This is a genomic window from Pseudomonas sp. M5 (genome assembly GCF_016907075.1).
In the GTDB taxonomy this organism is placed as follows: domain Bacteria; phylum Pseudomonadota; class Gammaproteobacteria; order Pseudomonadales; family Pseudomonadaceae; genus Aquipseudomonas; species Aquipseudomonas putida_E.
Window position 1 is genome coordinate 676,227 of sequence record NZ_JAFBBH010000001.1, and the last position, 18,820, is coordinate 695,046.

Below are 18,820 nucleotides of genomic sequence, written 5' to 3' on the forward strand. Positions count from 1 at the left end.
GCAAAGCAGCCGCAGTCGCCGTTGTTGGCCGAGTTGTCAGACCATTGCCAGGTGCTGTTTGCGTGTTGGCGCCGGGAATGCCCTGTCAATGGCCCGCAAGTCCTCACTGGTCAAAGTCAAGCCTGCGGCGGCCGCATTCAACCGTACGTGCTCCGGCGACACCGCCTTGGGAATCGCTATGACCCCGTCTTCGCGCGTCACCCAGGCCAGGCAGACCTGCGCCGGGGTGGCGCCATGGCGCTCTGCAATCTCGTGCAATAGCGGATGCTGCAGCAGCTGCCCGGCCTGGGCCAACGGGCAGTAAGCCATGGTCGGCAGCCCGCGTTGCCGGCTCCAGGGCAGCAGGTCGAACTCGATGCCACGCTGCACCGGGTTGTACAGCACCTGGTTGGTGGCGCAATCAGGGTTGTCCAGCTCGCGCAGGTCGTCGACATCGAAGTTGGAAACACCCCAGTGGCGAATCTTGCCCTGTTCGCGCAAGCGCTCGAACGCCTCGACGGTTTCTTCCAGCGGGTATTGGCCACGCCAGTGCAGCAGGTACAAGTCGATGACATCGGTGCCCAAGCGAGTGAGGCTGCGGTCACAGGCAGCGGGTACGCCGCGCCGGCTGGCATTGTGCGGGTACACCTTGCTGACCAGAAAGACCTGATCGCGCCGCCCGGCAATGGCCTGCCCGACCACTTCCTCGGCGCCACCTTCGGCATACATCTCGGCAGTATCGATCAGGTTCATGCCCAGGTCGATGCCTTGTTGCAGGGCGGCCACCTCGTCAGCCCTGCGTGCCGGGTCTTCGCCCATGTACCAGGTGCCCTGGCCAATGGCCGGCACATTGCAACCTGCCAGTTTCATGTAACGCATGTCACCTCCGGAGTCTGTGTGTGGGAAAGCAGTACCTCGAGCAGCGCCTGAGCTGCAGTGGAAAGTTTATGGTCGCTCAAGGCAATTACGCCGATCCGCCGTTCTACGGTGGGCGCTACCAGGGTAATGCAACGCGCGCCAAGCTCCTGCATCTGGTTGATGCACAGCGCCGGCACCGCACTCACGCCCAGCCCACTGGCGACCATGCGGCCAATGGTCGAGAGCTGGTGGCTTTCGAACGCCACCGCCAGCTTGCCGTGCAGTGCCGCCACGTTCTGTTCCAGCAGCAGGCGCACGGCCGAAGGGCGCTGCAGGGCGATGAAATCCTCGGCCAGCAACTGCGCCCAGCTGATTTCGGCCAGCTCGGCTAACGGGGAGTCGGTGGGCACCACGGCAACGAAACGGTCCAGGTACAGCGGGTGGAAGCGCAGGCCGTCGGTGTTTTCCGGTTCGAAGCCGATGCCCAGTTCGACGCGGCGGTGGCGCACCAGTTCCAGTACCTGCTCGTTGATCACGTCGTGCACCGTGACGTTGACCTTCGGGTAACGTTGGCGAAACACCTTGAGTGAGTGGGGCAGCAGGTTGCCGGCAAAAGCCGGCATGGCCGCCACCGACACCCGCCCCAATTGCAGGGTGAAACGCTGGCGCAGCATCTCCTCGGTGTCGTCCCAGTCGGCCAGCAGGCGCCGGGCCAGTGGCAGCAGTACCTCACCTTCGGCCGTAAGGCTGACGCTGCGCGTGGTACGGGTGAGCAGGGCGCCGCCAAGGTTGTCCTCCAGCGCCTTGATGGTCAGGCTCAATGCCGGTTGCGAGACATGCAGGTGTTCGCCGGCCTGGGCAAAACTCTGGTACTTGGCCACGGCGACGAAGGCGCGCAGTTGCTTGACGTTCATGGCGGGCTCACAGGTTGTTTTGAAAAAGTTATCAATCGATGACGAAAACAAAATTAACAAATCAGTCGCCAACGGTGAAGATGCCTGCACACGCTCACCGACAGCCTCGTCGGTCAACAACTACAAAAGGCGGATCAGCATGGCCGGACTGGACAAGCGCGTAGCAACCTATGAACAGGCCCTTGAAGGCCTGACCGACAACATGACGGTACTGGCCGGCGGCTTCGGCCTGTGCGGCATCCCGGAAAACCTCATCGCCGAAATCAAGCGCCGTGGCGTCAAGGGCCTCACCGTGGTTTCCAACAACTGCGGCGTCGATGGCTTCGGCCTGGGCGTACTGCTGGAAGAGCGGCAGATCCGCAAGATGATTGCCTCCTACGTAGGCGAGAATGCCGAGTTCGAGCGCCAGTTGCTCAGTGGCGAGCTGGAAGTGGAACTGACCCCGCAAGGCACCCTTGCCGAAAAAATGCGCGCCGGCGGCGCCGGCATTCCGGCCTTCTATACCGCCACCGGCTATGGCACGCCAGTTGCCGAAGGCAAGGAAGTGCGCGAGTTCAAGGGCCGCAAATACATCCTGGAAGAATCGATCACCGGTGACTTCGCCATCGTCAAAGGCTGGAAGGCTGACCACTACGGCAACGTGGTTTACCGCAACACTGCTCAAAACTTCAACCCGCTGGCTGCCACCGCCGGCAAGATCACCGTGGTCGAAGTGGAAGAGATCGTCGAGCCAGGCGTGCTGCTGCCCAGCGAGATCCACACCCCCGGCATCTTCGTCGACCGGGTCATTGTGGGCACCTTCGAAAAACGCATCGAAAAGCGCACCGTCAAGGCCTGAGCGCCGTCCTCCAGAACAACAAAGAGATTCTCACCATGGCACTGACCCGCGAACAGATGGCACAACGCGTCGCACGTGAACTGAAGGACGGCTTTTACGTCAACCTCGGCATCGGCATCCCCACCCTGGTGGCCAACTACGTCCCTGCTGACATGGATGTGATGCTGCAGTCGGAAAATGGCCTGCTGGGCATGGGCGAATTCCCCACCGAGAGCACGATCGACGCCGACATGATCAACGCCGGCAAGCAGACCGTCACCGCCCGCCGCGGCGCCTCGATCTTCGATTCGGCACAATCGTTCGCCATGATCCGTGGCGGCCATGTCGACCTCACCGTGCTCGGGGCCTTCGAAGTGGACGTCGAGGGCAACATCGCCTCGTGGATGATCCCGGGCAAGCTGGTCAAGGGCATGGGCGGCGCCATGGACCTGGTAGCCGGGGCCGAGAACATCATCGTCACCATGACCCACGCCTCTAAGGATGGCGAGTCCAAGCTGCTGCCGCGCTGCAGCCTGCCGCTGACCGGTGCCGGCTGCATCCGCAAGGTGCTCACCGACCTGGCCTACCTGGAAATCGACAACGGCGCCTTCATCCTGCGCGAAACCGCGCCCGGGGTGAGTGTTGAAGAAATCATCGCGAAAACCGCCGGCAAGCTGATCGTGCCGGATGATGTGAAGGAAATGACCTTCTGATACACCCCCCAGCCCTGTGGCAGCGGCGGCAGCTACGAATGCGATGGTCAATGCACCAACGCTTTCGCCGGAGCCGTCGTTGCCACAGGGTTTTGTGCGTTGTGCTTGAAACGTAGCCCCCCATAAAACCAATAAAAGGAAGTTACCGTGGCCGCTGAAATCCAAGACAGCCGCTCCGCCCGCTTTGCCCTGCGTTGCTCCAACTGGGCCGAGCGCTGGTTCCCTGATTCCTGGGTGTTCGCTGCCCTGGCAGTGGTGCTGGTATGCCTCGGCGCCATGGTCATGGGCGCCAAACCTACCGATACCGCCAAGGCCTTTGGCGATGGCTTCTGGAGCCTGATCCCTTTCACCATGCAAATGGCCTTCGTGGTCATCGGCGGCTACGTGGTGGCCAGCTCACCCCCTGCCGCACGGTTGATCGACCGCCTGGCGCGGGTGCCGAAGAACGGCCGTTCGGCGGTGTGCTGGGTGGCGCTGATCTCGATGCTGGCATCCTTGCTCAACTGGGGCCTGTCCTTGGTGTTCGGTGGCCTGCTGGTGCGCGCGCTGGCACGGCGCAGTGACCTGAAGATGGACTACCGCGCCGCCGGTGCCGCTGCTTACCTGGGCCTGGGGGCGGTCTGGGCCTTGGGCCTGTCGTCTTCAGCGGCGCAGTTGCAGGCCAACCCGGCCAGCCTGCCGCCGTCCATTCTGTCGATAACCGGCGTGATCCCGTTCACCGAGACCATCTTCCTCTGGCAGTCCGGGGTGTTGCTGGCCGCGCTGGTCATCGTCTCGCTGGTGATCGCCTACGCGACCGCACCCGGCCCGAACAGTGCGCGCAGTGCCGAAGACTGCGGCGTCGACCCCAGCTTTACCGCGCCGCCCGCACCCCAGCGCACTCGCCCGGGTGAATGGCTGGAATACAGCCCGATCCTGATCCTGCTGATGGTGGCACTGGCCGGCGGCTGGCTGTACCAGGAGTTCGCCACCAAACCGGCCATTACTGCAATCTCCGGGCTCAATACCTACAACCTGCTGTTCATCATGCTCGGTGCCTTGCTGCACTGGCGCCCACGCAGCTTCCTCGACGCCGTGGCGCGTGCGGTGCCGACCACCACCGGTGTGTTGATCCAGTTCCCGCTGTACGGCTCGATCGCCGCCATCCTCACCCAGGTGAAGGGGGTCGACGAGCAGACCCTGGCCCACCACATCTCGTTGTTCTTCACCCAGATCGCCACCCATGACACCTATGCCGTGCTCATGGGCGTGTACTCGGCGGTGCTGGGGTTCTTCATCCCCTCGGGCGGTGGCAAGTGGATCATCGAGGCGCCCTACGTGATGCTGGTGGCCAACGACCTGCAGTACCACCTGGGCTGGGCAGTGCAGATCTACAACGCCGCCGAAGCGCTGCCGAACCTGATCAACCCGTTCTACATGCTGCCGCTGCTGGGGGTGCTGGGCCTGAAGGCACGTGACCTGATCGGCTTTTCGTTCGTGCAACTGCTGGTGCATGTGCCGCTGGTGCTGGTGCTGCTGTGGGCGTTGGGTACGACTTTGCAGTACGTGCCGCCGGTGATGCCTTGAGCTGAACTTTCATAGAAGGCGCGGCTGAACACACCTTTTACGGGTGTGTATCATGGCGAGCCGGGTACGAAGCGTGGCTCTTGTCGCGCAGGCGTTAGCGTCTGAGCACAGGCCCGGCTACAGCAGCAGGTGAGGGCAGGGGCGATGATTGAGGTGTCGCGGTTCTGGCGGGATTCGGCGTTGCCTTTTGTAGAAGCAAGGCGCGTTGGGGATGGGCGTCAGGTGTGCTATGCCGCCCATTCCCATGAGAGCTTTTCGCTCGGTGTGATCACCGGGGGGCGCAGCACCTACCTGAGTGGGACCAGCCAAGTCGAAGTGGGCGCTGGTACCACGGTGCTCATGAACCCCGGTGTGGTCCACACGTGCAATCCGATTGCAGGGCAGGGGTGGTCGTACCTGATGCTGTTCGTCGACATGCCGTGGCTGAAGGCGCTGGGTTTCAACTTGCCGGCGCAAACCTGCAGTACCTCGCCGGCACTGTACAGTGCCGTGCTGCAAGTGTTTGCCGACCTGTTCGACGGCAACCTGGATGACCGAGAGGCCCGGCTTGCGTGTTTTTTCAATGCACTGCCAGACTACCTGCAGGCTGCTACCGGCAAAACGCAAGCCCATCACCCGCAGCTGGAGGCGGCAGCTGCGTTCATCCGGGCCCACCGCACCGACCCGCTGACGCTGCAAGACATCTGTGCCGCCAGCGGGTTGTCCCGCTCTTATCTGATCCGTGCCTTTGCCCAGCGTTTCGGCTTGACGCCGCATGGCTACCTGCTGGATCAGCGCGTGCAGTATGCCCGCGCGCAACTGCGCACGGGGCGGGCGATTGCCGAGGTGGCACTGGAGGCAGGGTTTGCCGACCAGGCGCATCTGCAGCGTGCGTTCAAGCAACATCTGGCGGCGACACCCGGGCATTATCGCAAGGCCTGAAGGCCCGGCTCAGCGAGCATCAAGCGAGCAGATACAGCGCACTGATCACCAGCAGTAACGCCAAGCCTCGGTTGAACATCTGCAGGTAGCGCGGCTTGCGCAAGTACTGCTGAATCATGCTGCCTGCCCAAGCCCAGCTGGCCACCGAAACAAAACAGATCGGCCCATAGATCCAGGTGAACAGCCACAGCATCTGCTGCTCGCCACCGGTATAGGCAGCCACGCCCGCCACCGCCGCCAGCCAGGCCTTGGGGTTCAGCCACTGCATGGCTGCGCCCTCCCAGGCCGAAGGTGCACGTTGCTGCTGCTCACCACCCAACTGGCCGTCATCACTGGCCAGCTTCCACGCCAGGTACAGCAGAAACGCCACGCCGCCCCAGTGCAGCGCCACGCCCAGCAACGGCCAGCGCAACAACAGGGCGTGCAAGCCCAGGCCCACCAGCACCAGCAGCAGGCAAAAGCCCAAGGTCGCCCCGGCAACATGCGCGAGGCTGGCGCGCAGGCCGTGACGTGCGCCGCTGCCAAGGGCGACGATGTTGACAGGGCCGGGCGAAATCGATGCTGCTAGCGCGAAAGCAGCCATTGAAAGGTACAGGCTCATCGGGAATGTCCGTGTGAAGGGGTGTTTGCCATGCTGCCCAGAAGCCAAACCAAGATATTGAAGAAAAGTCCCCCAAAACTGCGTACAGGTTTTGTAATAGTTTGGCGCTATCAGAATATTGTTCTGCTCTTGTAGGATCATTTTCCCTATTTTCTATCCAGGTCCCCATGAGCACCTTCGCGGAACCCCCCAGTTTTCGGCCGTCCTGGCCATCCTTTCCCCGTCTTCGTGACGCTTGCTTCGTGAGTACCCGCTAATGGAATGGCTAGCCGACCCTACGGCCTGGCTGGGCCTGTTGACGCTTATCGTCCTCGAGCTGGTACTGGGTATCGACAACCTGGTGTTCATCGCCATTCTGGCCGACAAACTGCCGCCGCATCAGCGCGATCGCGCGCGTGTGATCGGTCTGAGCCTGGCGCTGATCATGCGCCTGGGCTTGCTGGCGAGTATCTCGTGGATGGTCACCCTGACCGCGCCGTTGTTAGAGGTGTTCGGCAAGAGCTTCTCCGGCCGCGACCTGATCATGCTGTTCGGCGGTGTGTTCCTGCTGTTCAAGGCCACCATGGAATTGCACGAACGCCTCGAAGGCCATGTCACGCAGGCCAGTGGCGCGGTGCGCCATGCCGCGTTCTGGCCCATCGTGGCGCAGATCGTGGTGCTCGACGCCGTATTCTCGCTGGATGCGGTGATTACTGCCGTCGGCATGGTCGAACACCTGTCGGTGATGATGATCGCAGTGATCTTCTCGATCGGTATCATGATCGTCGCCAGCAAGCCGCTGACCCGCTTCGTCAATGCCCACCCGACGGTCATCATGCTGTGCCTGGGCTTTTTGATGATGATCGGCTTCAGCCTGACCGCCGAAGGCTTGGGCTTCCATATCCCCAAAGGCTATCTGTATGCGGCCATTGGTTTCTCGATCCTCATCGAGCTGTTCAACCAGCTCGCCCGTGCCCGCCGCAAGCAAAGCCTGCAGCAGCATCGGCCATTGCGTGAGCGTACCGCGCACGCCGTGCTGCGCTTGCTCGGCGGGCGCAGGGTGGAGGCTGACGAGGTCGGCGAGGAGATCGCTGACCTGGTCGCCGGTGGTGAAGAGCATGTGCTGTTCGACCGCCGCGAACGGGTGATGATCAGTGGGGTGCTGAACCTGGCCGAGCGGCCGATCCGCACGGTAATGACTGCCCGTACCGAAGTCGACGTCCTCGACCTGGCGCAGCCTGCTGCAACCATTACCGAGGCGTTGGCCAACTCACCTTACTCGCGCCTGCCGCTGATTCGTGACGGCCGCATCGATGAGCCGCTGGGCTTCGTGCACAAGAAGGAACTGCTCAAGGAGCTGCTCTCGGGCAACCAGCCGGACCTGGAGCGCATGGCCCGGGCGCCGCTGAACCTGCTGGAGAGCTTCAGCATTCTCAATGCGCTGGAGCAGATGCGCGGGCAGTCGACGCACATCGCCTTCGTGGTGAACGAGTTCGGTGACTTCACCGGCCTGCTGACTATGACCGATATCCTCGAGTCGATCGCCGGTGAGCTGCCTGATGCCAGCGAGGTGGAAGGCCCGGCGATCGTCGAGGACGGTGATGGCTTCGTCGTCAGCGGTGCGCTGAACCTCAGCCAGGTGCAGGCGCGCACCGGCTTCAGCGCGCGTGCCACCGAAGACTATCAGACCCTTGCCGGCCTGGTGATGAGCCTGCTCGACCGCCTGCCGGTGGTCGGTGACCACCTGGCCTGGAACGGCTGGAGCATGACTGTGGTGGCGGTGGAGGAACGGCGGGTGCGCCAGGTGCGGCTCAAACCGAACGGCGACGTTGGCGCAGCAGGTGCCTGAAACCCTCAAGCACCAGCACCAGGACCGCGGCCCAGATCGGCAGGTAAGTCAGCCACTGATCCGGGCCGATGGTTTCGCCCAGCAGCAGCGCAACGCCCACCAGCAGCACCGGTTCGACATAACTGAGCAGGCCGAACAGGCTGAACGGCAGCAGTCGGCTGGCCAGCACGTAGGCGATCAGGGCTGACGCGCTGATCGCACCCAGCAGCGGAATCAGGCCGTAAAGGCCTGGGTGCGTGAGCAGGTCAGCGCTGGACAACGGCCCCTGGATGACGAAGTACAGGGCCCAGGGCAGCAACAGGCACATGTCGCACCACAAACCGCCCAGGTGGTCGGTGCGGCAGCGTCGGCGCAGCACGAAGTAGACGGGGTAGCCGACCATCACCAGCATGGTTTCCCAGGCAAAGCTGCCGTGCTGGTAAAGCTCATGCGCCACGCCCAACGCAGCGCAGGCCACTGCCACTTTTTGCAGGCGTGACAGGCGTTCGCCGTAAACCAGGCGGCCCGTCAGCACCATCGCCAGCGGCAGCAGGAAGTAGCCCATCGATACCTCGAGGCTGCGCCCGTGCAGGGGCGCCCAGAGGAACAGCCACAGTTGCACGCCCATCAGCCAAGAGGTGCCGACCATGCCCAGCAGCAGCACTGGGGTCTGGCGCACGCGCGCCAGCAAGTCACCGACCCGTTTCCAGTCTTTGCTGGCCAGCATGAACAGCGTCAGGCAGGGCAGCGTCAGCAGCGTGCGCCAGCCGAAGATCTCTTCGCCATCGAGCGGGGTGAGCAGGGAGGTATAGAAGTACATCACGGCGAACAGGCAGGAGGCCATGACCGAACAGAGAATGCCTTTTGACACGAATGCCTCGAATAGCGGGATGGGCGGCTGGATCAGCCGCGCATGATCTCAGGGGCCGCGTCATGCGGCAACTGTCTCACGCCGGGGCGCGTGGCCAGTGCCTGAAGAAATTGCGCGGCCGGCATTGGCCTGGCGAACAGATAGCCTTGCTGAAAATCCACGCCATAACGGGCCAGATAGTCGCGCTGCACTTCGCTTTCCACGCCTTCGGCGACGATGCCCAGGCCTAGCTTCGCCGACAGCTCGATGATGCTGTCAAGGATGTGTTGCGACAGTGCATCACCTCCGATCATTGCCACGAAGCTCTGGTCGATTTTCAGGTAGTCGACCTTGAACTGGCGCAGATAACTGAGGCTGGACTGGCCGGTGCCGAAGTCATCCAGTGCGATCATCACGCCCATTTCGTGGAGTTTTTCGAACAGTTCGAGGGTTACCCCGGTGGCCTCGATCAGTTTGCGTTCAGTCAGCTCCAGCGTCAGCACCACGCGCCCGGGGGGGAAGTGCTCGAGGAATGAGCGGCAGTCGTCGATCAGGGCGAGGTCACGGCAGTGATCGGCCGTAATGTTGATGCCGATATGGAAGCCGTCTTCCAGCAACGCAGCGTAAGGCGCCAGGCTGTGCGCCGTGTGCTGCATCAGCGCACGGGTCATGTCGACGATCTGGCCACTGTGTTCGGCATAGGGAATGAACAGGTCGGGGCGCACCAGGCCCTCGTGCGGGTGGTTCCAGCGCATCAGCACTTCGGCGCCAGCCCAGCGATAATCGCCTTTGCGCACCACCGGCTGGAAGTACGGCAGGAACTCGTCAGCTTCCAGCGCACGGCGCAGTTCGGCGCGTGGTGAGTTGGCGCGGCGGATCTGCCAGCGGCATGCGCAACCTGCCGCCATGCCGAGCAACAGCAGCAAGCTGAGCAGTGCCGGGTAGCGGCTGCGCAGCACTTCGCCTCGCTTGTCGGCGGCATAACCGCCGTGAACGCTGAAAGGGTAGTGCGTCGATCCGAGCGTCACGTCGCCAATGGCTGCGGTGGGCGGTAGGCCTTGATGCACCACGCCATCCTTGCCCATCCACGCCGTGCCGACACGCAATTGCAGCGCCTCGCTGGGGCCGATAAGGCGCAGTGCGGTCAGCAGATGGTCGCCATCCACGGTGGTGATGGCGCCTCGGTCGCCGTCACTGGCCCGATACACCAGCAACGGGTGCCCGGGTGTCACCGAATTGCCGTCCATCAGCCACAGCTTGCCATCGGTGTAGTCGCGGGCGTCTACCGGCTCGTCGAACTCGCCGAACAGAGAGGTGCAGTACAGCGTGTCTTGCCGGAACAGGTTGGTCGAACGCACAAAGGCGTTGCGCGTCACTTGCCCACGCAAGGCCAGTTCGACTTGCCCGCACGGGCTGCCAGCCAACGGCAGCAAGGCCTGAGCGGCACCGGAAAGGCTGTCGAGAATATGCTCGACCTGTTCGACCACTTGCCGCGTGGTGGCCTGGCTGCTGGCGCGCAGTTCGCGCTCGATTTGCCAGTTCATCACGATCAGGCCGAACGCCAGAGGCAAGATGCCAACGCCCCAGGGGAGAAGGGTGCGCCAGCTCCAGCGGGCGGGACTTTTACTGCGCAGGGGCATGTTGGCGTAATCTTTACATGAAATGACTGAGGATAGCCGTTTGTCGGCGCGGGCGGAGAACTAATGCGCGACAAAGAAATTTACGCACTGTAGAATCGGTTTACGATTACAACAATAAGGTCTTTCTTCATTGAAGGATCAACCCCACCGAGAATGGGACTATATGACAAACCAAGGGTTCAAGCTGATCATTGGTGACTTCCTCGCCAGAAGCGTGCGCGGCATCCCCTGCTCGCCGCCATTTTCGTACCACATCCCACGCACTCAATAATTTTCGCTGCAGATGAGGACACGAACATGGCTGATATCTTCGACAATCCTATGGGCCTGATGGGCTTTGAATTCATTGAACTGGCTTCGCCAACCCCTGGCGTTCTGGAGCCGGTGTTCCAGATGCTCGGTTTCACCAAGGTGGCGACACACCGCTCCAAGGACGTGCACCTTTATCGTCAAGGTGGCATCAACCTTATTCTCAATAACGAGCCGAAAAGCATCGCCTCCTACTTTGCAGCCGAGCATGGTCCGTCGGTGTGCGGTATGGCGTTCCGGGTACGCAACGCTCATGAAGCCTATGCCCGTGCCCTGGAGTTGGGCGCCCAGCCAGTCGAGATCGAAACCGGCCCGATGGAACTGCGCCTGCCGGCGATCAAGGGCATCGGCGGCGCTCCGCTGTACCTGATCGACCGCTTCGAAGAAGGCAGCTCGATCTACGACATCGATTTCAACTTCATCGAAGGCGTCGACCGCCACCCGGCGGGCGCAGGCCTGAAGATCATCGATCACCTGACCCACAACGTGTATCGCGGCCGTATGGCTTACTGGGCCGGCTTCTACGAAAAACTCTTCAACTTCCGAGAGATTCGTTACTTCGACATCAAGGGCGAGTACACCGGCCTGACCTCCAAGGCCATGACCGCTCCGGATGGCATGATCCGCATCCCGCTCAATGAAGAATCGTCCAAAGGGGCGGGGCAGATCGAAGAATTCCTGATGCAGTTCAACGGTGAGGGCATCCAGCATGTGGCCTTCCTCACCGATGACCTGCTCAAGACCTGGGATGCGCTCAAGGGCTACGGCATGCGCTTCATGACTGCGCCGCCGCAGACCTATTACGAAATGCTCGAAGAGCGCCTGCCAGGGCACGGTGAACCGGTCGACCAATTGCAGGCTCGCGGCATTCTCCTGGACGGCGCTTCCGAGGCAGGCGACAAGCGCCTGCTGCTGCAGATTTTCTCTGAAACCCTGCTCGGGCCGGTATTCTTCGAGTTCATCCAGCGCAAAGGCGATGACGGCTTTGGCGAAGGCAACTTCAAGGCGCTGTTCGAGTCGATCGAACGCGACCAGGTTCGCCGAGGCGTGCTCGACGTTCAATAAGTGAAGTGTACCGCCGTCATGCTTTTCGGGCGGCGGTACAGTCACGCTTACCCCATTGCCTGAACAGCCCCCAGTAGAAGATCGAACCGGTGATGATGCCGATCAACGCAAGTGACGGCAGGATCTGCATCAGCATCTGGCGCCTTTCATCAGCGGCAAAGCCGTCGGGATAGCCGACCTTCACGGTGTAGCCGTACTTGTCCGATTTCCCGCTCATGAAGAACTCGGATTGAGAGGGGCGGGCAGGGTCTCGGCTGTCGCCATCTGCCCAGATGTAAAAATCTTGGAACTCCAGCAGCAACACCAGCCCGGTTTGAAATGCACGCAGTTCGTTGCGCAGCTCCATGCCGTAGGTTGACGCTATCACACCCAGATTTTCGCGGCGAAGCTGGTAGGCGACAAGCACTGCATTGGGCGCTGCAGGAGAATCGAAGATCAGTTGTACCGGTGCCTCGGAGCCAGTCGCAAACCTGTTTTTCGCACGGGGAGGAACCAGAGTGTCACAGTAGATACGGGCATCGGTGGTCAATGCCAGCGCTCGCAGGTAACGGACGTCTTGAACCTGTTTCAACAGGTGCGCCTTGGCTGTCTCGCAAGCGCTGCCAGCCAGCGGCATTGCCACCAAAGCAGCGTCGTGCAAGCGGTTAAGGGACATATCAATGGAAAAGATGGCTTCCTTCAACGATACGCGAGCCGTCTCTTTGAGCTTGTTGTCATGCTGATAGACCATCACCATCAAGCCTGACGCAACAGGTATCAAACTGATCGCCAGTGTCAGCAGCAGCGCCATCATGCTGCGACCGAGAACCCTGAATTTTGACATGGGACTGCAGCCCTCCTGATCCGAGTTGTCCGGGATGGACAGTTGACCGAAGAGCCTATGTATTCAGGGGTGCCCCTACTGTAATCCGCAACCGTGTCTGACTGAGGATTTGCATTGTCGAGACGTAAGAAGGATTACCCATTGAGCGTCTGAATTACCTTCTCTGCCAGTAAACGCGTAGAGGCGGGGTTTTGTCCCGTGATCAGGCGGCCGTCACAGACTACAAAAGGCTTCCAGGGATCATCATGCTTGCTGTAAATACCCCCTCGTGCTCCCAGTTCGTTCTCGGTGAGAAACGGCACCACCTCCTCGAGTTCGGCAAGCTTTTCTTCAGTATTGGAAAAACCGGTGACCTGGCTGTCCTTGAGCAGCAACTTGTTATCGCTGAGCTTGATGTTCAGCAGGCCTGCCACCCCGTGGCAGACAGCGGCCACAACGCCATTCTTTTCGTATATCTTGCGCGCCAGCTCCTGCAATTTCGGGTTGTCAGGGAAGTCCCACATAACGCCATGGCCACCGGTGTAATAGATGGCACAGTATTCGTCTGCTGTGACCTGGCCGGGGCTTAGCGAGGCGCCCAGCCGGTTCATGAAGGCCTTGTCGTTGTAATAGCTCCAATCCAACTCGGGGGCCATCTGCAGGCTGTGCGGATCGATTGGCACGTAGCCGCCGCCGGGGCTGACGTAGTCGACCGTAAAACCTGCCTGCTGAACCACATCGACAAAATGCACGGCTTCACCCAGCCATAAACCGGTTGCCCTGCTCAGGGTCGGATATTTGGCGGTATTGGTCAGCACCACCAGAATTTTCTTGCTCATTACTACACTCCTGCCTGTAATCAAACGGGAAGTCAGCTCATGGCACGCAAAGCCTATAGAGCATAGCTGGCGTTTGCGGGCAAGCGTATGGGGAGTGGCCTTGTGCTGCTTCCTGCGCTGGCCGATGTTGTTTGCACTGCCCGCTCTTGGGTGCCAGAGTGCAGGCGTGGTGCCAAAGGCCTATTGCAGCAGTTAACCGGGGAGCCGATGATGCAGGATCACTTCGTCAGTCTTGAGCAACAGTGGAACCATCACCTTGGTCGCTAACAGCACACCTTACGATCCCTCGCCGAACGGCGTATTACTGACCCCTACAAAAGAGTCGGCTGGTGGCATGAGGGAGAGGATCGTGCAGTTCGACTGGCGGCATACGGACCTTGGGCCCTTGCCGCACTGGGAGCCTTCGTTGCGCATTGCGATCGACATGATGCTCCTTTCCTCTTTCCCCAGTGCCGTGGTCTGGGGGCCCAATATGACCGTTGTTCACAACGATTCCTATGTGGCGCTGCTGGGTGGCCTGGATCAGGCACTGGGCAGGCGCTTCGATTCGTTGTGGAGCAACGTTTGGGACGATATCGGTCCATGGGTGTTCAAGGCACTGCAGGGTGGTACCAGTTTTGTCGATGATCAGCCTTATGAGATCAAGTGCGCAAAGACGGGGGGGCAGGCGTGGTACGTCTTCAGTTATGCGCCAATCCGTGACGAGCACCATGAAGTTGTAGGTATGCTTCACACCGTGATCCAGAGCTCCGCCGGTGTGACCGCACATGGCAAGTGGCGCGAGCAGGCGCAGACATTCGAGCGTCAGATAGCGCGATACATGGCTGACCGCGACTACATGTGGCGCCTGTCGCGCGATGCCATGATCACCGTGAGCCTGGACCTGAAGATGCTGGCAGCCAACCCGGCCTGGCATCGCGCCCTGGGCTGGAGCGAGGTTGAGGTGCGGGGCATGTCGATCCTGGAACTGGTTCATCCGGCCGACAGGGATGAAGTTGAAGCGGCTGCAATCGATTTCGTCAACGACAGAGGGCCTGCAGAGCTCGAAACACGTGTGCGCCATGTCGACGGGCATTACCGCTGGTTCCACTGGAGTGGCAGCTTCGACGGCTCGGTGCTGACTGCCGTTGGGCGAGACATTACAGGCGACCGTGAGGCGGCCATGCGTCAGTCTCAGGTCCTGCTGCGCAACACCCAGAGGCTGGAGGTGGTCGGTCATCTGGCCGGGGGCATGGCCCATGAGATGAACAACCTGTTGTCGGGTATTGGCGGCAGCCTTGAATTGTTGCAGCGGCGTTTGAGCCAGGGGCGCATGGAGCGTATTGACAGTTACGTGGCGTTGGCGCGCGACTCGGTGCAGCGGGCCATGAACCTGACCCACCGCCTGTTGGTTTTCTCCCGCCATCAGCCTTTGGCCCCGGCACCGCTGGACATGAACCGCCACCTGGCTGCCATGGAACCGATGTTGCGCCATGCAGTTGGCACTGAAATGAGTTTGTCCTGGGAACTGGATGTCGACCCATGGACCGTGTGTCTGGATGTCGGCCAATTGGAAAGCAGCCTGATCAACCTGTGCGCCAATGCGCGAGAAGCCTGCCTGGGCCGCGGCAACGTTGCGATTCGCACGATCAACACCAGGCTGGCCTCGGCCTTCCCTGAAGAGGGCGGTCTGGCGCCAGGTGACTATCTTGGCTTGCAGATCATGGACGATGGCCATGGCATGCCGGCCAAGGATGTGGCCAAGGCCTTCGAGCCATTTTTTACCACCAAGCCCACTGGGCGCGGCTCAGGGATGGGGCTGGCGATGGTGCATGGCTTCGTCGGCCAATCTGGCGGTTACGTATGGATCGAGTCGTCACCGGGCCAAGGTACGAAGGTCTGCATGCTCTTCCCCCGATGCCTGGAAGCGATACCGCAAACGCCTGCTGCGGCGATGCCCCAGGTTTCCCTGGCCAGTGGGCGGCGTGTGTTGTTGATCGACGACGAGCATAACCTGCGCACGGTCATGGGCGAGTATCTGCGCGAGCGAGGTTTTACGGTGAGTGATGTGGCCGACGCCAATACCGCGATGGAGCGCTTTCGTCACGATGGCCCGTACGATCTGGTCATCACCGACATCGGGCTACCTGAAGGCTTCAGTGGGCAGCAATTGGCCAAGGTCATGCGTACGGTCAACCCTTGCCAGAAGATGCTGTTCATCACCGGCTATACCGATCAACCGCTGGAACCTGGCCTGTTGCAAGTGCCAGGCACGGCGCTGCTGATCAAACCCTTTGAATTGTCGACCTTGGCCAACCAGGCACTGCTGTTGCTGGACGACTGAGCCCGTCAGGTCTCACCGAGAATCTGCATTACTCGGGCATGAAATTGCGCCAGTTCGAATGGTTTGCACATCAGTTGCATGCCGGCACCGAGAAAACCCTCCCGGGCCATTGCCGTTTCGGTGTAGCCAGTGATGAACAATATGGGCAGGTGAGGGTGCAAGGTACGGGCGATCTCTGCCAGTTGCCGCCCGTTCATCCCCGGCAGGCCAACGTCACTGACCAGCAGGTCGATTGCCTTGGATGAGCGCAATACCTGCAGGGCCTCACTGGCATTGCAGGCACTGCAACACGGGAAACCCTGCTCCTGCAGGGTCTGGCACAACAACTGGCGCACATCCGGATCATCCTCGACCACCAGTACCGTGCGGCCGCCACCCTGTGAACGTGGTGGGGCTGCTTGCACCTGGGTTTGCTCCTGCTCCAGGTGGCGCGGCAGGTAAAGGTCCACGCGGGTACCTTGGCCTATCTGGCTATGCAGTACCACATGCCCCTGGGACTGTTTGCTGAAGCCGTAGACCATCGAAAGGCCCAGGCCGATACCTTGGCCCACCGGCTTGGTGCTGAAGAACGGCTCGAAGGCATGTTCGAGCGTGCTCTGCGACATGCCTTGGCCTTCGTCAGTGACGCTCAGGCACGTATAGTCGCCCACCGCCAGGCTGCCATCGGCGAACTGCGTCGCTGCTACCTCTCGATTGCTGGCTTCTACACGCACCTTGCCACCGTTGGGCATGGCTTCGCAGGCATTGAGCAGCAGGTTGTCCACGGCTTCTTGCAATTGTGTGTCGTCGCCGGCCACTGGCCAGGTGTGTTCAGGTATTTGCAGTTGCAGTAATACGCCATGCTGCAGTACGGCCTCCAGCCGTTGTGGCTGCAGCAGCGCCCGTAAGTCGATGCGACGGCTGTGCAGCGATTGTCGGGACGAAAACGCCAACAGCCGATGGGTGAGGCGCGCTGCACGCGAAACGGCTTCCTGCCCCCTGCTGAGCAGGCCTTCCAGCCCCTTGGTGCTGCCTTGTTTCAACCGCCTGTCGATCAGTTCGAAGCTCCCCCCGATACTGGTCAGCAGATTATTGAAATCGTGAGCCACCCCCCCGGCCAATTGCCCGATGGCGTCCATCTTGCGGGTCTGGTGCATAGCCTGCTCGGTGCTGTGCTGTGCCTCGCTGTGTCCATCCAGGCGTTGCTGCAGATCGACTAACTGGTCGCGAGCCAGGTATTGCCGGCGACGTTGACGCAGCGCCAACTTGATCAGTTCAAGCAACTGTTCATCTTCGAACGGAATAGCCAGCAGTGTCAGGTTACCCAGTGGATGGTCGGCGGGCGTACAGGGGCTGGCTGAGGCTTGTGGGGTTTGCGTGAGCAGCACGATGGGGAGGTCCGACCAGGGCGGTTGCTGGTCGATAAAAGCCTGCAGCAGTTCATTTTGGCTGCTGTTGAGCGTGTGTTCGTCGACGACCAGCAAGCCTGCGCCTCTGTCCAGCCCGTCCCGCAGATGGGTGATGTCGCGCGAACACACGCAATCGATGCCAGCGCTCGTCAGAAACGTCGAGGTGTGCGTGGCAAGTTGCCTGGGTGCCAGAATCAAGGCACGTTCGTCCAGCGACAGCGAGCTGGCCAATGTGATTCTCCTTAAGGGCTGCCATGCCTGGCCAAGCCGTGAGTGGTCCGTTACCCACTGGACCGCAGGCAAACCCCCAGGGTTCAACGTATCTAAAGTCCTTGCTGCAGAAATGGGTCATCCGGGTTTTGCCGCTCCAGTTCGGCAAGCAGCACCTGAACGTTCTGCAATTGACCTGTTTCTTTCCAGTATCGAATCAGCAACACCCGTGCCCGCCGGTTGGCCGGTTGCCGGCTGAGCAGGGTTTCAAGCTGCTTTTGCGCTGCATCGGACTGTTCCAGGTCGTGCAGGGTCACTGCCAGGTTATAGCGATAGTCGGCATTGTCCGGCTCCAGCTCGACCGCGCGGGACAACGCGAGCAGGGCGAATTCGCGCTGGCCATGGCGGATCAGCCAGCGCCCCAGTTCGTGTTGCAGGAAGGCCGAATCCGGTCGCAGCGCCAGTGCCTGGGCCAGTACCTGCCGGGACTGGTCGTGATGGCCTTGACGTTCGAGCAAGCGTACCTGGGTCGCCAGGGCGTCGAGGTTGTCCGGATTTGATGCAAGGCTGCGGTGCAGGGCGGCTGCGGCCTCGGTGTAGTCATTCTCATGCAGATACAGGCGTGCCAGGTGCACCTGGGCCGCCGCATCCTCAGGTTGTTTTTCCAGCGTTTGCTGGTATTGCTCCAGTGCCGCCTGCAGTGGGCCGAAGTACAGACCAATGGCGTCGGGGTCCAGGCCAAGCAAGGCATCGACGGCGGCAAAGCGTACGCTTTGCTCGTCATCATCGAGCAGGGGGCCAAGAACCAGGCTGCGTTGTGCGGCGGGCAGCAGGCGGCGGATGCTGGCGATGGCCGCGCGACGGACCAAGGGCTCATCGTTTTCCAGGTCCATGCGGGCCAGTTTCAGCGCTTGTGGCGAGGGGTAGTTGGGCAGCTCTGCGTACAGGGCTGCGCGGCGGATCGGCGCCAGGTCGTTGCGTTGCAGTTGCTGGTAGAGCACCCGCGCAGCGCCCGGTTGGCCTTCATGCGCCTGGCGCAGGGCTTTGGCGTAGCTGTGCGGGGGTAGTGTCGGTTGTGCTGGCGGGGTATCGCGGCGCAGGTAGGTGATGCCGACTGATACCAGAATCAGCAGTAAAGCAGCGATCAGGTAGCGGTGGCGTGTGGGCATCGGAGGGGGCCATGGCAGGGGAAGTGGAAGCTTGGGGCAGATTGGCGTG

Annotated in this window: 16 protein-coding genes; 7 read left to right on the plus strand and 9 right to left on the minus strand. The window is 61.3% G+C overall.

Annotated elements, in window-relative coordinates:
• Window positions 1-36 precede the first annotated feature (36 nt).
• Complete coding sequence (locus JOE27_RS03180) at window positions 37-858, minus strand: aldo/keto reductase (protein ID WP_115275012.1); 822 nt, start codon at window positions 856-858, stop codon at window positions 37-39.
• Complete coding sequence (locus JOE27_RS03185; protein ID WP_204917840.1) at window positions 846-1,751, minus strand: LysR family transcriptional regulator; 906 nt, start codon at window positions 1,749-1,751, stop codon at window positions 846-848. Before JOE27_RS03185 ends, JOE27_RS03180 begins: the two co-directional genes overlap by 13 nt.
• A 139-nt stretch (window positions 1,752-1,890) precedes the next feature.
• Between JOE27_RS03185 and JOE27_RS03190 the strand changes: the two genes are divergently transcribed.
• The 4 genes from JOE27_RS03190 (at window position 1,891) to JOE27_RS03205 (ending at window position 5,768) form a co-directional block, all read left to right on the plus strand.
• Window positions 1,891-2,589, plus strand: coding sequence for a CoA transferase subunit A (locus JOE27_RS03190; RefSeq protein ID WP_046787715.1), 699 nt, complete (start codon window positions 1,891-1,893; stop codon window positions 2,587-2,589).
• 35 nt (window positions 2,590-2,624) lie between these two features.
• Window positions 2,625-3,281 carry a CoA transferase subunit B gene (locus JOE27_RS03195; protein ID WP_046787689.1) on the plus strand — a complete coding sequence of 219 codons (657 nt, stop codon included), beginning with the start codon at window positions 2,625-2,627 and terminating at the stop codon, window positions 3,279-3,281.
• Between the two features lie 147 nt (window positions 3,282-3,428).
• Window positions 3,429-4,847, plus strand: coding sequence for a TIGR00366 family protein (locus JOE27_RS03200; protein WP_012314293.1), 1,419 nt, complete (start codon window positions 3,429-3,431; stop codon window positions 4,845-4,847).
• A gap of 144 nt (window positions 4,848-4,991) precedes the next feature.
• Complete coding sequence (locus tag JOE27_RS03205; RefSeq protein ID WP_046787688.1) at window positions 4,992-5,768, plus strand: AraC family transcriptional regulator; 777 nt, start codon at window positions 4,992-4,994, stop codon at window positions 5,766-5,768.
• A 19-nt stretch (window positions 5,769-5,787) separates the two neighbouring features.
• Here JOE27_RS03205 and JOE27_RS03210 read toward each other — a convergent pair whose 3' ends face one another.
• Window positions 5,788-6,369, minus strand: a complete 582-nt coding sequence (locus JOE27_RS03210; protein ID WP_125923049.1) for a LysE family translocator — start codon at window positions 6,367-6,369, stop codon at window positions 5,788-5,790.
• Window positions 6,370-6,625: 256 nt separating this feature from the next.
• Here JOE27_RS03210 and JOE27_RS03215 point away from each other — a divergent pair, with 256 nt between their 5' ends.
• Entirely contained in the window at window positions 6,626-8,197 is a 1,572-nt protein-coding gene (locus tag JOE27_RS03215) for a TerC family protein (protein WP_046787686.1), read from the plus strand.
• Here JOE27_RS03215 and rarD read toward each other — a convergent pair.
• On the minus strand, window positions 8,160-9,047 hold the full coding sequence (rarD, locus tag JOE27_RS03220) for an EamA family transporter RarD (protein WP_115275009.1): 888 nt from the start codon (window positions 9,045-9,047) through the stop codon (window positions 8,160-8,162). The genes JOE27_RS03215 and rarD overlap by 38 nt on opposite strands.
• Window positions 9,048-9,079: 32 nt before the next feature.
• Window positions 9,080-10,666, minus strand: a complete 1,587-nt coding sequence (locus tag JOE27_RS03225) for an EAL domain-containing protein (protein WP_196998084.1) — start codon at window positions 10,664-10,666, stop codon at window positions 9,080-9,082.
• A gap of 297 nt (window positions 10,667-10,963) precedes the next feature.
• On the opposite strand from JOE27_RS03225, the gene hppD reads away from it, so the two are divergent.
• On the plus strand, window positions 10,964-12,040 hold the full coding sequence (gene hppD, locus JOE27_RS03230; RefSeq protein WP_046787683.1) for a 4-hydroxyphenylpyruvate dioxygenase: 1,077 nt from the start codon (window positions 10,964-10,966) through the stop codon (window positions 12,038-12,040).
• 16 nt (window positions 12,041-12,056) lie between these two features.
• Here hppD and JOE27_RS03235 read toward each other — a convergent pair whose 3' ends face one another.
• Entirely contained in the window at window positions 12,057-12,863 is an 807-nt protein-coding gene (locus JOE27_RS03235) for a CSS-motif domain-containing protein (RefSeq protein WP_115275007.1), read from the minus strand.
• Between the two features lie 134 nt (window positions 12,864-12,997).
• Entirely contained in the window at window positions 12,998-13,681 is a 684-nt protein-coding gene (locus JOE27_RS03240) for a type 1 glutamine amidotransferase domain-containing protein (RefSeq protein WP_204917842.1), read from the minus strand.
• A 334-nt stretch (window positions 13,682-14,015) separates the two neighbouring features.
• Between JOE27_RS03240 and JOE27_RS03245 the strand changes: the two genes are divergently transcribed.
• Window positions 14,016-16,004: an ATP-binding protein gene (locus JOE27_RS03245; RefSeq protein ID WP_204917844.1), complete on the plus strand. Its 1,989-nt coding sequence runs from the start codon at window positions 14,016-14,018 to the stop codon at window positions 16,002-16,004.
• 5 nt (window positions 16,005-16,009) lie between these two features.
• Here JOE27_RS03245 and JOE27_RS03250 read toward each other — a convergent pair whose 3' ends face one another.
• Window positions 16,010-17,623 carry a response regulator gene (locus JOE27_RS03250; RefSeq protein ID WP_119688950.1) on the minus strand — a complete coding sequence of 538 codons (1,614 nt, stop codon included), beginning with the start codon at window positions 17,621-17,623 and terminating at the stop codon, window positions 16,010-16,012.
• Window positions 17,624-17,715: 92 nt separating this feature from the next.
• Complete coding sequence (locus tag JOE27_RS03255) at window positions 17,716-18,771, minus strand: tetratricopeptide repeat protein (protein ID WP_204917846.1); 1,056 nt, start codon at window positions 18,769-18,771, stop codon at window positions 17,716-17,718.
• Window positions 18,772-18,820 lie beyond the last annotated feature (49 nt).

What these genes read in the sequence shown, in the direction of transcription:
- JOE27_RS03180 (WP_115275012.1), bottom strand. Translation starts at nt 858, where the DNA reads ATGCGTTACATGAAACTGGCAGGTTGCAATGTGCCGGCCATTGGCCAG.
- JOE27_RS03185 (WP_204917840.1), bottom strand. Translation starts at nt 1,751, where the DNA reads ATGAACGTCAAGCAACTGCGCGCCTTCGTCGCCGTGGCCAAGTACCAG.
- JOE27_RS03190 (WP_046787715.1), top strand. Translation starts at nt 1,891, where the DNA reads ATGGCCGGACTGGACAAGCGCGTAGCAACCTATGAACAGGCCCTTGAA.
- JOE27_RS03195 (WP_046787689.1), top strand. Translation starts at nt 2,625, where the DNA reads ATGGCACTGACCCGCGAACAGATGGCACAACGCGTCGCACGTGAACTG.
- JOE27_RS03205 (WP_046787688.1), top strand. Translation starts at nt 4,992, where the DNA reads ATGATTGAGGTGTCGCGGTTCTGGCGGGATTCGGCGTTGCCTTTTGTA.
- JOE27_RS03210 (WP_125923049.1), bottom strand. Translation starts at nt 6,369, where the DNA reads ATGAGCCTGTACCTTTCAATGGCTGCTTTCGCGCTAGCAGCATCGATT.
- JOE27_RS03215 (WP_046787686.1), top strand. Translation starts at nt 6,626, where the DNA reads ATGGAATGGCTAGCCGACCCTACGGCCTGGCTGGGCCTGTTGACGCTT.
- JOE27_RS03225 (WP_196998084.1), bottom strand. Translation starts at nt 10,666, where the DNA reads ATGCCCCTGCGCAGTAAAAGTCCCGCCCGCTGGAGCTGGCGCACCCTT.
- hppD (WP_046787683.1), top strand. Translation starts at nt 10,964, where the DNA reads ATGGCTGATATCTTCGACAATCCTATGGGCCTGATGGGCTTTGAATTC.
- JOE27_RS03235 (WP_115275007.1), bottom strand. Translation starts at nt 12,863, where the DNA reads ATGTCAAAATTCAGGGTTCTCGGTCGCAGCATGATGGCGCTGCTGCTG.
- JOE27_RS03240 (WP_204917842.1), bottom strand. Translation starts at nt 13,681, where the DNA reads ATGAGCAAGAAAATTCTGGTGGTGCTGACCAATACCGCCAAATATCCG.
- JOE27_RS03245 (WP_204917844.1), top strand. Translation starts at nt 14,016, where the DNA reads ATGAGGGAGAGGATCGTGCAGTTCGACTGGCGGCATACGGACCTTGGG.
- JOE27_RS03255 (WP_204917846.1), bottom strand. Translation starts at nt 18,771, where the DNA reads ATGCCCACACGCCACCGCTACCTGATCGCTGCTTTACTGCTGATTCTG.